Source organism: Salibacterium salarium (genome assembly GCF_030813635.1).
GTDB classification, from domain to species: domain Bacteria; phylum Bacillota; class Bacilli; order Bacillales; family Marinococcaceae; genus Salibacterium; species Salibacterium salarium.
In genome coordinates this window covers 533,014-548,040 of record NZ_JAUSUM010000001.1, presented here as the reverse complement: position 1 = coordinate 548,040, position 15,027 = coordinate 533,014, and the positions used below count along the sequence as shown (strand labels likewise).

The following is a 15,027-nucleotide window of genomic DNA, read 5'->3' as shown; positions in this document are numbered from 1 at the left end:
AAAATGGAATTAGTTCATACAATCTAATAACTTTTGTCTATGATATCGGATACAAAATAGTTGTTTTCTTAACAGCAGCTTTCTTTAGTAGCTGATATTCAAATTTTCTTTTGCAAAGCGAAGCCATTCGTTTGCAGCATGAGACAAATAGCTATCTTTTCGCCAAATAACAGCCAGCTTCCAATACATTTCAGGGTGGTCAATAGAAAGGATTTTCAAATCCCCTTTCAGCTCCTTGCATATACTTTCCGGCAGAAGTGTCACACCTAATTTCGAGGCTGCCATTTTTCCGAGTAAATCCCACTGTGAACTCTCAAATACGATAAACGGCTCGAATCCCTCATGATTGCACGCTGACATAATTCGGTTCCGTAAGGCAAAATCACTGTTCAATACCATAAAGTGTTCTTCTTTCAAGTCCTCTAGCGTGATACGCTTTTTTTCTAGCAAAGAATGATCCGCATGAACGACCAATTTGATATCTTCTGTGACGAAAGAAAAATAATCAAACATTTCTTCATTTGTCGGTAATACGACAACACCAATATCCAGCGTTCCGTCTTCCACATCTTCTGCGATTTTGTTGGAGCCGTTTTCCATTAATTCAATCGTAATTGCTGGATATTGTTCGCGAAAATGACCAATAATCATCGGAAAAAAACTTGATCCAACCATGGGAGGCAGACCTATTCGGATATGTCCTTGATTTAATTCAGATAAATCCTCTAACTGTAATTCTAAATCTTTAAACGCTTTATGGATAATTTGGGCTTGTTCCAAAATAATTTTACCCGCATCGGTTAATACGACTTGCTTTTTGGAGCGGTCAAATAAGCTTACATTGAACTCCTTTTCCATATTTTTAATCATCTTACTGATGGTTGGCTGGGTTATAAATAAATGCTCAGCAGCTCGGCTGAAACTTTTTAACCGATTAATTTCAATAAAATATTGAAGTTGCTTTATATCCACGATTTCCACCTGCTCTTATGTTTTGGTCGCTTCATTTCTTGACTTTTGTAGACTGATGAAGCCGCCTTTCAGTAGTCTTATGTCTGTTCTTCTTCTACAACACGCTTCACGCGTTCTACAAAGGCGATAACTGCTTTATCACTAGCAAACAGTAAAAACGGTTTCACTCGCCACTTCAACGGCTTATTCGTAGTAGAATAAATAAATCTTGTTTTATTATCATTCAGTTTCAATAACTCATAAGCTGTCGTAATCTCAAATAACTCGGACATGGTAAATACAATTTTTAACCGCTTCTTGTCATCGGTATCCACATACTCTAACGTTTCTACATCATATTCTGCTGTTTGGCTACCTTCTTGATACGTCTGCCGATACACACTTCCTACCACTTCTTCTGTCGTTTTAACTGGTTCATGCCCAATTACTTTCGGCATGATTTTTTGCATATTTTCAAGGGATTGATCAAATAAGCACCAGACTTCATCAATGGGTGCATCAATATCTATTTCTTTTTTCCATCGTTTCAACTACAACAACACCTTCTTTTGGATAAGAATAAGAATTCTCTGTCACGGTTATTATAAGCATTACTTTCATTATAAAGGAGAATCAAAGTATGGACGAGAAGAAAGAACCTCATAAAACGATGACGGATAAAAGCAATGGACTCAGCAGCACCCAGGAAGTCATATATAATGATGAATTCGTGGAAGCGGATGAAGCGTTTAAAGAGGAAAAATCAGAGAAAAACAAAGATCGTTCTTAAGAAAATCGGGATCTGGTAACCACAGATCCCGTCCTTTTGGACCCGGAAGCGAGTCAAATAACGGACTAAATGTCCGCGCATCTTCTTTACTCTTCGTTTCTGCTAGCGAAAATCGTCGTTAACCACTCCCTGCTTCATTTCCTCCACCTCATGCGTTTTCTTTGTTCGCTTATACCTCCAGATTTCTCAACGGACCCCCTCCCATTTACTACTCGCAAAATTCCCCCATCTTATAATGATTTCTCTGGCTTATTCTGCTTTAAAAGCTTCTTCCACAACTTTCACCCATTCTTTCGCGGCATGAGACTGATAACTTTGCTTTCGCCAAATCAGTGCCAGATTCCAATGAATCAGAGGCTCGGTTATGGATAAAACAGACACGTCAGAAAGATCTGCTTTCTCCAACACCGTTTCTGGTAAAAAGGCAATACCCATATTTTCTTTCGCCATTGTTAGAAGAAAATCCCATTGCGTGCTTTCGTTTCCAACGTGCGGTTCAAATCCTGCCTGAATGCAAGCTTCCCGCACCCTGTCATATAAGGAAAATCCCTGCCGGAACATGAGAAACGTTTCACCATGCAGCTCCTTCATTTTCACAGAATCATTATACGCCAGCGGATGCCGGGCTGAAACGACCAGAAGTAGTTCTTTTTCTATAATCGGCCGCACTTCAAAAGCATCATCATCCACTGGCAAAATTGCAACTCCCACATCAATGTTTCCTTCCAATAAAGACTCTTCCATAATTTTAGCGCCTTCTTCGACAATCTGCATATCCGTATCAGGATAATGTTTTCGAAAGAAAGCAATAATACTCGGAAAAAAACTGGACCCTATTACAGGTGGTAAACCGAACTTAAAACTTCCCTTTTTCCGTACTCTGATTTCATCTGCAGCTTTTTCCAAATCCTCTATATCCCGTAGCACTTTTTGAGCGTGGACACGCAATATTTCGCCTTCTTCCGATATTTTCAAATGTCGCGTGGACCGGTCAAACAGACGCATATCTAACTCCTCTTCCAACTGATGAATCACCTTACTAAGGGCCGGCTGTGAAGTATGCAACTTCTCACTTGCTTTTGAAAAACTCCCTTCCCGATGCACCTCTAAAAAATAACGTAACTGTTTTATTTCCATCGCTGTCTCCTTTTATTCTTTTAATGAATAAATATATAATATTTATCTATTTTACTTATGTAAGCGCTTTTAGTAAAGTGAAAGGTACATTAAAGATTTTATAAAAAGGAGTCTGAAAGCATGACAAAAATTTCAACATCCTTTAACGATATTGTCCGTATTATTCAAGACGGAGATACCGTCATTGTAGGGGGATTTGGATTATCAGGTATTCCTGAAAAAGCAATAATGGCGTTGGCCGAACAAGGAACCAAAGACCTTACGATTGTCAGCAACAATTGCGGTGTCGATGACTGGGGGCTTGGGCTTTTACTTCAAAACAAGCAAATCAAAAAAATCCTCGCTTCCTACGTTGGAGAAAATAAAGTATTTGAAGAGCAATATTTAAATGGCGAACTTGACGTAGAGTTAGTACCACAGGGAACACTTGCCGAGCGAATTCGCGCAGGCGGTGCCGGAATAAGCGGGTTCTACACTCCTACCGGTGTCGGCACACCAATTGCAGAAGGCAAAGAACACAAAAAATTTAACGGAAGAACGTGTATTTTGGAAACAGGAATTGTCGGGGACATTGCGCTCGTTAAAGCGTGGAAAGGTGATTCTTACGGCAATCTGCTTTACCGCAAAACATCCCGTAATTTCAACCCACTAGCGGCTGCAGCTGGAAATAAAACAATAGCTGAAGTTGAGGAACTTGTGGAAATTGGAGACTTAGATCCAAATTTCATTCACACACCTGGCCTTTACGTCCAGCACATCCTTAAGGGGGAGAATTATGAAAAACGAATCGAAAAACGCACGGTCCGCGCTTAAAACCCAACAAGGAGGTCACATATCATGAGTACTTCTCGCGAAAAAATTATCAACCGGGCTGTCCACGAAATACAAGATGGAATGACAGTAAATCTCGGAATTGGTATGCCGACGATGTTAGCAAATTTTATCCCAGCATCAATGAATGTCTATTTACACTCTGAAAATGGTTTGCTCGGGATTGGCCCCTATCCCCATGAAAATGTGGTCGATCCGGATTTGATAAATGCCGGTAAAGAAACGGTAACCGTGAAGGAAGGTGGATCTTTTTTTGACAACGCCGAGTCGTTTGCAATGATTCGCGGAGGACACATTGACCTCGCTGTTCTTGGCGGCATGGAAGTGTCTGAGAAAGGAGACCTTGCCAACTGGATGATTCCCGGGAAAATGGTCAAAGGGATGGGCGGTGCAATGGATATCGTCCAGGGCGCACGTAAGGTGGTTATTATAATGAATCACGTCAATAAATACGGAGAATCCAAAATCCGCGCCTCTTGTGAACTCCCTCTGACCGGGTCTCAAGTGGTCAGCCGTCTCATTACAGACATAGCCGTCTTTGATTTCACCGATAAAGGCATGGTTTTAAAAGAGATTTTAGAAGGAGCGAATCTTGATATGATCCGTAACAAGACAGAAGCTGACTTTAGTGTAGATAAAAATATCACACAGAAAGAGGGATCTTCGTGAGCAATAAAGATGTCGTTCTCGTCGGGGCAGTGCGAACTCCCATTGGTGGGTTTCGCGGTGCCTTAAAAGACGTCAAGGCAGTTGATCTCGGGGGTATTGTTCTTAAACGAGCGCTCGAACGCTCCGGTATCGAAGCTAACCAGGTTGATGAAGTTATAATGGGAAACGTTCTACAGGCGGGACTTGGCCAAAATCCCGCACGAATTGCCGCCATGAACGCCGAACTGCCAGAGTTCATTCCGGCTATGACCATTAATAAAGTGTGCGGATCCGGCCTTAAAGCTATTCATCTCGCTACACAGGCCATCCAAACAGGCGATGCTGAAATTATAGTTGCCGGCGGCATGGAAAATATGAGCCAGGCGCCTTATGTAAGCATGAATGCCAGAGATGGTTTTGGTATCGGCAATCAAACATTTATCGACAGCATCATTCATGATGGTCTCACTTGTGCGATGGAGAACTACCACATGGGTGTTACCGCTGAAAATATTAATGACCAGTACGGTTTCTCCCGGGAAGAGCAGGATGAATTCGCAGCCTGGAGCCAGCAAAAAGCAGCTGTGGCGCGGGATAATGGACGTTTCGATGAAGAAATCGTTCCTGTTAACGTTCCGCAGCGTAAAGGCGAGCCTATCGAAGTTCGAGAAGACGAACACATTCGCGAAGGGACCACCGCTGATAAACTGAGTAAACTGCGTCCTGCGTTTAAAAAAGAGGGAAGCGTCACCGCCGGCAATGCGTCCGGTATTAACGACGGGGCTTCCGCTATGGTTGTCATGAGCGAATCCCGAGCTAAAGAACTCAACATTATACCACTCGCCCGTATCCGCAGTAACGCAAGTGCAGCCGTCGATCCCAGAATCATGGGAACCGGCCCCGTTCCTGCAACCCAACGTGCGTTAAAAAAAGCTGACATGACCGTTTGCGACCTCGATTTGATTGAAGCAAATGAAGCTTTTTCCGCTCAGTCCCTCGCCGTTCAGCGTGATCTACAACTTCCCTCTGATCGTTTAAATGTTAACGGAGGCGCCATTGCACTTGGCCACCCTATCGGCGCAAGCGGCGCACGTATCCTTGTCACGCTGCTTTATGAAATGAAACGCCGCGACAGTATGTCTGGTCTTGCCACCTTATGTATCGGAGGAGGTCAAGGCGTTGCTACTATCGTCGAACGATGGCGCCAGTAAAAAGTTCTATTTGCCAGTAAAGACTCGAGTTCGGCAAGTATAAATGTTAATCTAGTCAGTATTCAACTAACTTCGGACAGTAAACTTCCAAGTTCAGCTAGTAAAATTCCATTTATTAAACCTGCTTTACACAGTCACATAAGTAGAAATCCCATTATCGAGTTGCTTCATTTCTTTTGCGACAAGTTGAGCAATCGTATATGCTCCTTTTTCCGTAAAATGGGTACAATCGGTACCGTTCATAGAAATCATAAATAGTTCCGCCGTCTTTTCATAGCCGATTGAAGAATAATAGGCAATGCTTTTCGCCATTAGATCGATTAACTCCACCTTTTCTTCTTCGGCTACTTCTTTCATGGCGTTACAGTAATCACCAAAATCAGCAAGGAACTCCTTTCTCACATAGTGAAGCCTTCCCACCGGTGTTATCAAAATCGGGGTCGCTTTATTACGACGCGCCTGTTCAATATACTGCCTGATGTACTGTTTGTAATCCGTATAAGGATCCGTATATCGTTCCGGTTTATTTTTCGTCGAATCGTTATGCCCCATTTGAATAAGCAAGTAATCCGTTTCTTTCATTTCACTTGATATAGTTTCCAGGCGACCTTCTGTAATAAACGTTTTTGAACTTCTACCTCCAATCGCGTGATTCGAAATTGATACAGCCTCATCAACATGACGATCTAAATACTGCCCCCATCCTGCCTGAGGCTTTTCGTTTGTACCATATGTCTGTACCGTTGAATCTCCTGCCAGATAAATAGTAATAGAGCTGTTCATATAGGTTATCTCCTTTTCTATGCATGCTCTGTATAAAAGAATCGCTGCCGGTCTTCAATTTTCACAAAGGTTCGATATGTTATCCACATTAAAATAAAACCAGTTAAGCTTGCTCCGAAAAATAATAGTAATATAGGTAAGGTATAAAACAAATGGTAGAGTGTAAAACAGGCTGCTATGAGATAAACAGTACGGAGTGGTTGAAAAACGGCAATTAACACCGCATTCTTGAAATAGCGAAAAAAGTTCGTTTCATAATGAGCCATTACCGGAAAAATATACAAAAGCATTGCGCCGTACAAAAGAGCGACACCTATAATGACATAGCGAAAGATGAGATGCAGCCATTCGCTTGGTAAAGTGAAATAGTTTAAATTCGTATATATCATCAGTCCAAAAACGAATAAAAGCCAGGCTAACACATTGGCCTTTACAAAATCTGCTCGAAACGCTTGCCAAAATGTAGTAAAAACGCGGACATCCGACGCTCCCATCGCCCATCTCCTAAATACCGTGAACATAGCTAAAGTACTGGGACCTAAACCAAAAATAATCAATCCGAGAAATGAAAACAATATCCATAATACGTTTACATAGACTAAAAATAAAACCGTTTCTCCGGCCCTGTAAAACCCTCCTACAACACCACTATTATCAAACACTTGACGACCTCCCCTCGGCTTCCTTTATAGAAACAGCCCGGTGGACTGTAAAATTAGAATACGCCGCTTCCATCGGAGCCATCTGCCTTATTCCTATTTTTCCACCTTTATATACGGGGCCGAATGTTTGACCGTCATCTTCCCACTCTAAAATCGGCAACTCATTTATAGAAAACTGAACGATTTCATCGTATTTTACTACTTTCATATGGTAGGGCTCTATGACATCCGTTACCGGAGGGAGTGGATCAGCGCCGTGTGCCACAAGATGAAAACCAAAACTTTTGCGTAAGTTACAAGTCCGAAAAGCCCTCTCTTCTGCTTGCTTGTGACGAAAATAAGAAAGGTGCAATGCATTTATAGCACCGGAGTGATATTGAGGATATACCCCCGTCCTATTCGGTAAAGATTGGTCAAAAATATCCTCCCCCTTACGGCCAGTCGCAGCGAAAAACATCATACACAACCCTGGTTCAGCAATTGGACAAAACTCCCATTGAATCATGACGTTATCCGGAAAATCAACCGGACACCAGAACACCCAATGCGACTTATCACCGTGGATATCAGGGTCTAATTTATTTTTCAAAAAAAGCGTATTTTTTTTAAAACGAGCAAACATTTCTCCTTCTACCTTCCAATCATCTATATCTTCTGGGGTTGATAGATTGTTTTTGTACAGCAGCTCTCCTTCAGCAAACTGGTGATATCCCACAGCTATTGTTCTTCCTTTCTATTAAAATCGACTAAAGAGTTTACTTTCACTGCCTGCCCCGTTTGTAAAGACTTGTTTCCAGCTATACCTGTTAAAATAGACATCGCTCCATCAATATGGGAGGCGGCCCGGTTCCATTCATCGTGAATGTCAGGATTGAAAAGGTTATTTAATAAAGCAGGGTCTCCTCCGCCATGACCACCTTCAACCTCGTCTACCTCGACCTGGTAAGACGTCCCAAACATCGGTAATATAGTGATAGACTTTTCTTCAATACGGCCCTCTTCCTGTTTTTCGCCGCCTGCGTTAACATACGATTGTTCTCGAACACGCACTTCCATTCTCCCTTTACTACCATTAAACGTAACGATATAACCTTCCCACGGTAAATACGCATGTAAAGAATAATTTAAAAGAGCTTTATTTTTGTAGGTGACTAAAACCCCAAGCGTATCTTCAATGCTGATTCCATCTCCGAACACACTTTGGTCACGTTGATACCCATCTTCTTTTTCCGCATCGAGATACATGGATTTTAAATGGGGGTTGTCTTCCAAATGAAGGGCAAAAGGATCCTCTTTCGCATACTCACTTCCATACGCCCGTTGATAAAATGAAGTAATTCCTCTGGATTCTGCATTTTCTTTCCCATAAAACCGCAATCCTCCCGCAGCATAAACAGTGTCTGGATGGGTTCCAAGCCAAAAGTTGACTAAATCAAAATGATGGGTCGATTTATGGACAAGCAATCCTCCACTATTTCTTTTATCTCTATGCCACCTGCGAAAATAGTCCGCGCCATGCTGCGTATCGAGCGCCCATTCAAAATTTACAGAGTACACTTTACCGAGCACTCCATTTGCAATTAGTTCTCTTATTTTTGTGTTATGTGGAGCATAACGATAATTAAATGCAACGCGTACCTTATTTCCTGTTTTGTCAATCGTATCTAAAATATCTTGGCATTTCTCTTCATCTATCGTCATCGGTTTTTCGGTAATAACGTCACACCCCAGCTCCAAAGCCCGTATAATGTAGAGATGATGTGTGCGATCTATCGAGGTGACAATAATAACATCTGGTTTTTCTGTATCAACCATCTCCTCAAACGCATTAGCCATATATGTCCTCACCGGAAAATGGTCATACGTTTCTTCTAAAAGATGATTGGCGTAATCCATTCTAGTTTGGTTCGTATCACAAAAAGCTACAAGCTCGCACATATCTTTGAATTCCTTTGCTATTGCTCCGTAAAAAAACTCAGCCCGTCCGCCTGTGCCGACCAATGCATATGCCTTTTTCATATATCTCACTCCTATGAACTAGATTTTAATTTTCTGTACTGTCCCGGTGTTACACCGACATGTTTTTTAAAGATACGATTAAAATAACTGTGACGGTATCCAACCTTTTCCGATACTTCATTGACTTTCATATTCGTATTTAACAGTAACTCTTTTGCTTTATCCATTCGTACTGTTGTAACGTAATCGATAAAGTTTACGCCCAGCACTCTTTTAAACGCCTTGCTTAACGTATAAGGATTGGTTCCAACGATATCAGCGTAACTTTCTAACGAGATATCCTTCATATAATCACTTTGAATTTCTTCTACCACTTGTTCTACTATGCGTTTCGTTTCAAAATCCATTCTTCCTTGCAATATATTCACATATGGAGAAATAACTTCTTCTACAATCCACTCCACCATCCACTCTGATTCACGAATTTGTGTTAACTCTGCAAACATATTTCTTCCTTTAAACAAGTCATTTGGCTGAATACCTGAATGAAGAATCTCTTTTTGAATCGTCCCAAACAACTGCATCATGCCCGATTGAATGTTAATCTCCTTCATCCCTAAAAACGTTAATTCCTCTAAAAATTCCCGGGTTAACTGTTTCGCTTCGTTTATTTGACCACGGCGGACAGCTTGAACAATTTCTTTTTCGATTTCAAAAGGATAATATACGTTTACATGATTTGATTCTTTCTTGTGTTCCTGTAAGTCTATGAGTTGATTTTGATTTTCAAAATTCCTGTATCGCTTGCCTTGACTCACTTCTTCAAACAAATAAGGAATTCGTTTCACTTGATCAGCTGATTGACTTAATGTCACGGTTACTTGTAATTTGAGAATATCGTTTACTGCGTTCGTTATATTTTCAGCACATAGATAAAGGTCGTCTTTTACATTGTTCGATGAAGGAGTTATGATCAACATACCTACTGACAGATCGTGATAATTAATTGTCGTGAACTGTTCAAAATAATTCCTCGCTGATTCTTCCATTATATTTGCCATTGCGAACGTCACTAGACTTTCATCGTTTTCTAATATAATTTCTGATTCATAGATCCCTGTTAGCTGAATATCCATGATTAGAAACTTATGGTCCTCTATATTCCAATCATAATTTTCCATACGACTTCTCAATTCAGCTTCGGAGTATTCATATAAGTAACCTTTTGTCAATTGCAACAAAAAACTTTGTTTCAACTGAGGAATCTGAGCTGACAACTTCTGTTGCAATGATTCACTTTCATTAGAAAGCTTTATCCACTTTTCTTTTATCATTTCAAACTCATCTTGTTTATGTTTAGAGTCTCCCTCTTCACCTCCCAACACTTGCAGTAATTTCCTTACCGGACTATAAATTCTATTGGAGGCAAACCAAGCCATAATAAATGCGATGACTAATAAACTGAGACTAATAATTATTATTAAATTAGAAATAAAAACAATCGGAGATGTTATGGAAGAAATCGGGGCTGCCGATACATACAGCCATTCTGAATCAATTCTGTCCATATGTCCTGATGAAACAGAGTAAGTTTCTCCTTCCCACTCCATCGTAAAGGACTCGTTTGCACCCGCCTTTTGTTCTTGCACCTTCTCTTTTAAAGCGTTTTCAAAATTGGAGTGATTTGTACTGTTCGAGGATACCAACGTTTGCTCGTTTTCGTTCATCATAAGCGTAACCCCCGCATCATACGGGGTTAATGTTTTCAATAGCTGCGTCATCTTATACTCATCCATCGTGACAATAATTGTTCCGAATGGAGTCCTGCTATTTCCGGGAATATTATGCGTAAGTGCTACCGATGAACCTCCGAAATCATACAACGAAGTCCAATGAACATGTTGTCTTTCTGTTAATACAGAATGGTATTTATCATATTTCTCCTGCTCGTTTATAACTCCATAATGCGGACTAAACAAAATAGGATCTTCTGCATCCACAAACAGTCTTACCTGTTTTATTAACGGATGACTCCCTTTTAGAATCAAAAGTTTTTGGACGATATCACGTGTTTCCTGAAAATTTTCCACGTAATCAAGTTCCAGCAATGTTTCATTAAACCTCGGTTCAAATGCCCAGTGCGACAAAGACACTTCTAAATAATCAAATTGATCGTCAATATTGGCAGCACGTTGATTAATTTGATTTTCATGAATGTCTCTAAGTTCTTCTTCTACTTGTACGACACCAAACCCATAAAATCCAACACCAAATACAATTCCCGGAATAGAAGTAATGAACAAAATTAAAATAAAACTCTTGCGGAAATATCGACTTTTCCAGTCCAATCTCATTTCTTCTTTTGCTGTTTTACCTAGTTTAAACAACGTTATCCCCATCCTAACGTTACATCGAAGCTCATCCCTTTCTTTATTCTATATTATATTTTCATAATATTCATCCTATTTCTAAAATTATCCTTTTACCGAACCTAACATGACACCCTTGGCAAAATGCTTTTGTAAAAATGGGTAAAATACGAGTATTGGTAAGGTAGCTACTACAATGACGGCTAATTTAAGTGATTCTTCAGGAGGTTCAGCTAAAAGTGCATCCATGTCACCAAAATCAACATTAGCCACCATCATCAGTTGTTGCAGTAATAATTGGACAGGCCATTTGGAGCTATCACTAATATATAGTAGCGCATTAAAAAAGTCGTTCCAGTAAAACACCGCATAGAATAATGTAAATGTTGCAATCACCGGCTTAGACAATGGCAAAACAATTCTCCAAAAAACACCTATTTCCGTACAACCATCGATTTTCGCCGCTTCTTCCAATTCTACAGGAAGATTTTGAAAAAACGTTTTTACAATGATTAAATAAAAGGGATTAATAGCCATCGGTAAAATTAAAGCCCACAAGGAATCAAGCAATCCTAAGCTCCTCACAACGATATATGTCGGAACCATCCCTCCGCTAAATACCATCGAAAAAATAATAAGATTCAGAAGCAAGTTTCTCCCTACTAAATTTTTTCTTGATAAAGGGTAAGCCATCGTCATCGTTAAAGCTAAACTAACTAGTGTTCCAACCACGGTAACAAACACAGACACACCGATACTTCGTACAAATGTTGATGTTGAAAAAATATACCGGTACGCTTCCAAACTAAACGTTTCCGGGAAAATAAAAAAGGATCTTCTCGCTATTTCTGCTTCTGTTGCAAACGACCCCGCCATTACATAAACAAATGGCAAAAAGGTCACCAGCCCCAAAACGATTAATAATAAATGGTTACATACATCAAATATTCTGCCGGGCGTTGTATTATGCATTTTATTTATATTACTCATGAGCTTTTGCCTCCTGTATTAAAATAACCCTTCCTGACCCATTTTTTTAGCAAACCAGTTGGCTCCATAAATTAAGATAATCCCAACGACAGCCTTAAATAAACCAACTGCTGTGCTATAACTGAATGCCCCTTGCGTAATACCCATAAAGTAGACATACGTATCAAAGACATCAGCAACTTCCCGGTTCAAGGAGTTTGTCATCAGATAGATTTGTTGGAACCCTTGATCTAGAAAATTTCCTAATCGAAGAATAAGTAAGATAACGATCGTGCTTCGTAATGCTGGCAGCGTTACGTGCCAAACTCTTCGAAATCTGCCGGCCCCGTCCACAATCGCAGCTTCATATTGTTCTGAACTTACATTTGCAAGTGCAGCTAGAAAGATAACCGTACCCCAGCCGACTTCTTTCCAAATCACCTGTCCAATAATCATTGGCCGAAACCAGTCAGGATGGGACAAAAAAGAAACCGTTTCGCCTGTAAAGTGTGCGATAATGTCATTTATAATACCGCCACTTGTCGTTAGAAAGACGTAAGAAATACTGGCAATAATAACCCAAGACATAAAATGCGGTATATATACCAACGTTTGCACCGTCCGTTTAAACAGAGCCATCCGTACTTCATTAATTAATAGAGATAGAATAATAGGGACGGGAAAAAAGAAAATAATATCGTAGACAGCTAAAATTAAGGTATTTCTTAACAGCCTGAAAAAGTCAGGATTGCTGAAAAAGTTTTGAAAATGGGTGAACCCCACCCAATCACTTGCCCAAAATCCTAAAAAAGGAGAATAATCCTGAAAAGCCATCAAAATGCCCCACATAGGTAAATACTTAAAAAGGGCAAAATAAATAATCCCCGGAATTAAGAGCAAGTACAACCATTTATCTCTGCGTAATTTTTGTTTAAATGTTAATTTCTTCTTTTCTACTGGAAACGTAAGTTCTTGCTCAAACTCAATATTTGCCATGCAGATTCCTCACTTTCCTGTAAACACCAGCTTGTTTTAAAAGATAGGTGGGTTTAACGCCACCTATCTTTTATGCTGAATTTTCTAGTTTTGATTCTCTTCATACAACGTATTGATTTCTTCTATATAGTCATCACCACCAGATTGTTTCCATAGCGCTTCTGCTTCATCTAAACCTTCTTCATCAATTTGACCGACAATATACTTAATTCGAGCATCGTTCACAATATCATCAAGTTGCTGGCCGTGTTGGGCATACACTTCTGAGACAAGTGGTTCAGCCGGATTAGAGACGACGATATCCTCATTTTTAATTTTTAGCTCATTCCATTGCTCTGTCAGCTCTGATTCTTCCTCAACATGATAGCGTTCTGTAGGAAGTGCCGGCAGTATTTGATTCAGATCCTCATATTCATATACCAAGTTTTGGTCTGACTCTGGTACATATTCTCCATCTTCGATTTCGTAATGACGCCCTTCCACACCATTAAAAACAAGATTCTGACCTTCTTCTGTATTGATTTTATCTAAAAATTCTAATACTTCATGAAGCTCTTCTTCCGTTTTCACCGATGTTTTTGAAATAGCCAACATACTTGAATAGCCCAATGTAGGAAGATTATACAGGCCATCTGGACCTTCTACTGCACCGAAAAGACCGACAGACCCTTCTAAAGATGAATCGTCTTTAACCATATCTTTATGATTTCTATTAGCCGCATCCCCTACATCGACGATGACGCCGGCTTCCCCGTTCACAAAGGCATCATGCCATTTGGCGGGATCCATAACAGCAAAGTCTTCATTTACTAATCCTTCTTCATAGATTTTGTTGAAAAAATCCAAAGCTTCTCGGTACTCATCAGTCATAAAGTCCGGCACCAGCTCTCCATTCTCATCTTCTCCCCATTCATTCGGAACCCCAAACCATGTCTGCATAATGTCCCATGGACCTTCGTATTCCGACACCACCATACCTGTCGTATTATCTTCTCCATCACCATCAGGGTCTTCTTCTGTGAAAGCCTTTAGTACTTCATAAAATTCATCAATCGTTTCTGGTTTATCCAACCCTACATTTTCTAACCAATCTTCTCTAATTGTTACCGCATTTCTACCTAGCGGCCGAGAACGTGGAATAGAATATATTTCCCCTTCGATAGAAATATTATTTTTTACGATATCGTTCATTTGGCTGAGGTTCTCATATTCATCCAAATGATCTGTCAGATTCCAAAACGCTCCATCCTGTACCGCATTAATAAAACTTGGTGTTTTATCTGCTAACATGATGGAAGGAAGATCACCAGAAGCTAACGTGACATTAAACCGTTCGTCCCAATTGCTACTTGGAACATAGGTAATGTCTAAATTCGTGTTTGTATATTCCTCTAGTGCCTGCCAGGCTGGACTGCTTTCATCCGGTGGTTCTGGTGTATATGCTGTAGTTAAAATGGAAATATCGGTTGTTTCCCCGTCTGTGTTATCTTCATCAGAGGTATCTGCTTCCTCATTGCTGCAACCAAATAAAAGCACGAAGCATAATGAAAAGAACAATGGGTACGTTATGATGCTTTTTCTAAAAAAAATCTTCACTATATATATTCCTCCTTAAAAAAATGTGCAGCCTGCCTATTTTTTCTCATATATAAAAATGACTGCCACTCATAATATAAAGCGCTTACATTTTTCCGGCAATTATCCTTTTTTGTCTCTCTTCG

At 40.1% G+C, this 15,027-nt stretch carries 15 protein-coding genes; 4 read left to right on the top strand and 11 right to left on the bottom strand.

The genetic code is table 11. The annotated features are described in order from the left end of the window. Window positions 1–84: 84 nt before the first annotated feature. Together J2S78_RS02570 and J2S78_RS02565 are read right to left on the bottom strand one after the other, a co-directional pair. Window positions 85–972, bottom strand: a complete 888-nt coding sequence (locus J2S78_RS02570) for a LysR family transcriptional regulator (RefSeq protein ID WP_306895949.1) — start codon at window positions 970–972, stop codon at window positions 85–87. 77 nt (window positions 973–1,049) lie between these two features. Then, window positions 1,050–1,502 (bottom strand): SRPBCC family protein, encoded by a 453-nt coding sequence (locus J2S78_RS02565; RefSeq protein ID WP_306895947.1) that lies wholly within the window; start codon window positions 1,500–1,502, stop codon window positions 1,050–1,052. Between the two features lie 89 nt (window positions 1,503–1,591). Between J2S78_RS02565 and J2S78_RS02560 the strand changes: the two genes are divergently transcribed. Further along, window positions 1,592–1,741, top strand: coding sequence for a YfhE family protein (locus J2S78_RS02560; RefSeq protein WP_125553646.1), 150 nt, complete (start codon window positions 1,592–1,594; stop codon window positions 1,739–1,741). A gap of 249 nt (window positions 1,742–1,990) precedes the next feature. Here the strand turns inward: J2S78_RS02560 and J2S78_RS02555 are convergent, their stop codons facing one another. Then, window positions 1,991–2,878 (bottom strand): LysR family transcriptional regulator, encoded by an 888-nt coding sequence (locus tag J2S78_RS02555; protein WP_306895945.1) that lies wholly within the window; start codon window positions 2,876–2,878, stop codon window positions 1,991–1,993. Between the two features lie 120 nt (window positions 2,879–2,998). On the opposite strand from J2S78_RS02555, the gene J2S78_RS02550 reads away from it, so the two are divergent. Genes J2S78_RS02550 through J2S78_RS02540 form a run of 3 tightly spaced genes read left to right on the top strand, consistent with a single transcriptional unit; the run spans window position 2,999 to window position 5,568 of the window. Next, window positions 2,999–3,691 (top strand): CoA transferase subunit A, encoded by a 693-nt coding sequence (locus J2S78_RS02550; protein WP_306895943.1) that lies wholly within the window; start codon window positions 2,999–3,001, stop codon window positions 3,689–3,691. Window positions 3,692–3,715: 24 nt separating this feature from the next. Continuing rightward, window positions 3,716–4,378: a 3-oxoacid CoA-transferase subunit B gene (locus tag J2S78_RS02545; RefSeq protein ID WP_306895940.1), complete on the top strand. Its 663-nt coding sequence runs from the start codon at window positions 3,716–3,718 to the stop codon at window positions 4,376–4,378. Continuing rightward, entirely contained in the window at window positions 4,375–5,568 is a 1,194-nt protein-coding gene (locus J2S78_RS02540) for an acetyl-CoA C-acetyltransferase (RefSeq protein WP_306895938.1), read from the top strand. The genes J2S78_RS02545 and J2S78_RS02540 overlap by 4 nt, the downstream gene beginning before the upstream one ends. A gap of 126 nt (window positions 5,569–5,694) precedes the next feature. On the opposite strand, the gene J2S78_RS02535 is transcribed toward J2S78_RS02540, so the two are convergent. The 8 genes from J2S78_RS02535 to J2S78_RS02500 all read right to left on the bottom strand — a co-directional run bounded on the left by J2S78_RS02535 (window position 5,695) and on the right by J2S78_RS02500 (window position 14,902). Beyond that, window positions 5,695–6,351: a rhamnogalacturonan acetylesterase gene (locus J2S78_RS02535; RefSeq protein WP_306895936.1), complete on the bottom strand. Its 657-nt coding sequence runs from the start codon at window positions 6,349–6,351 to the stop codon at window positions 5,695–5,697. A gap of 17 nt (window positions 6,352–6,368) precedes the next feature. After that, on the bottom strand, window positions 6,369–7,013 hold the full coding sequence (locus J2S78_RS02530; RefSeq protein ID WP_306895934.1) for a YesL family protein: 645 nt from the start codon (window positions 7,011–7,013) through the stop codon (window positions 6,369–6,371). Next, on the bottom strand, window positions 7,006–7,728 hold the full coding sequence (locus J2S78_RS02525; RefSeq protein WP_306895932.1) for a DUF1961 family protein: 723 nt from the start codon (window positions 7,726–7,728) through the stop codon (window positions 7,006–7,008). The genes J2S78_RS02530 and J2S78_RS02525 overlap by 8 nt, the downstream gene beginning before the upstream one ends. 2 nt (window positions 7,729–7,730) lie before the next feature. Further along, window positions 7,731–9,032, bottom strand: coding sequence for a Gfo/Idh/MocA family oxidoreductase (locus J2S78_RS02520; protein WP_306895931.1), 1,302 nt, complete (start codon window positions 9,030–9,032; stop codon window positions 7,731–7,733). Window positions 9,033–9,043: 11 nt separating this feature from the next. Then, window positions 9,044–11,359 (bottom strand): AraC family transcriptional regulator, encoded by a 2,316-nt coding sequence (locus tag J2S78_RS02515; RefSeq protein WP_306895930.1) that lies wholly within the window; start codon window positions 11,357–11,359, stop codon window positions 9,044–9,046. 87 nt (window positions 11,360–11,446) lie between these two features. Next, the gene (locus J2S78_RS02510) at window positions 11,447–12,331 is read right to left on the bottom strand and encodes a carbohydrate ABC transporter permease (RefSeq protein ID WP_185819466.1); all 885 of its coding nucleotides are present in this window, start codon (window positions 12,329–12,331) and stop codon (window positions 11,447–11,449) included. Window positions 12,332–12,349: 18 nt separating this feature from the next. Then, the gene (locus J2S78_RS02505) at window positions 12,350–13,306 is read right to left on the bottom strand and encodes an ABC transporter permease (RefSeq protein ID WP_306895926.1); all 957 of its coding nucleotides are present in this window, start codon (window positions 13,304–13,306) and stop codon (window positions 12,350–12,352) included. A gap of 84 nt (window positions 13,307–13,390) precedes the next feature. Then, complete coding sequence (locus tag J2S78_RS02500) at window positions 13,391–14,902, bottom strand: extracellular solute-binding protein (RefSeq protein WP_306895924.1); 1,512 nt, start codon at window positions 14,900–14,902, stop codon at window positions 13,391–13,393. Window positions 14,903–15,027 lie beyond the last annotated feature (125 nt).

Coding starts and splice junctions, on each gene's coding strand:
- J2S78_RS02560 (WP_125553646.1), top strand. CDS start 1,592: ATGGACGAGAAGAAAGAACCTCATAAAACGATGACGGATAAAAGCAAT.
- J2S78_RS02555 (WP_306895945.1), bottom strand. CDS start 2,878: ATGGAAATAAAACAGTTACGTTATTTTTTAGAGGTGCATCGGGAAGGG.
- J2S78_RS02550 (WP_306895943.1), top strand. CDS start 2,999: ATGACAAAAATTTCAACATCCTTTAACGATATTGTCCGTATTATTCAA.
- J2S78_RS02545 (WP_306895940.1), top strand. CDS start 3,716: ATGAGTACTTCTCGCGAAAAAATTATCAACCGGGCTGTCCACGAAATA.
- J2S78_RS02535 (WP_306895936.1), bottom strand. CDS start 6,351: ATGAACAGCTCTATTACTATTTATCTGGCAGGAGATTCAACGGTACAG.
- J2S78_RS02520 (WP_306895931.1), bottom strand. CDS start 9,032: ATGAAAAAGGCATATGCATTGGTCGGCACAGGCGGACGGGCTGAGTTT.
- J2S78_RS02510 (WP_185819466.1), bottom strand. CDS start 12,331: ATGAGTAATATAAATAAAATGCATAATACAACGCCCGGCAGAATATTT.
- J2S78_RS02505 (WP_306895926.1), bottom strand. CDS start 13,306: ATGGCAAATATTGAGTTTGAGCAAGAACTTACGTTTCCAGTAGAAAAG.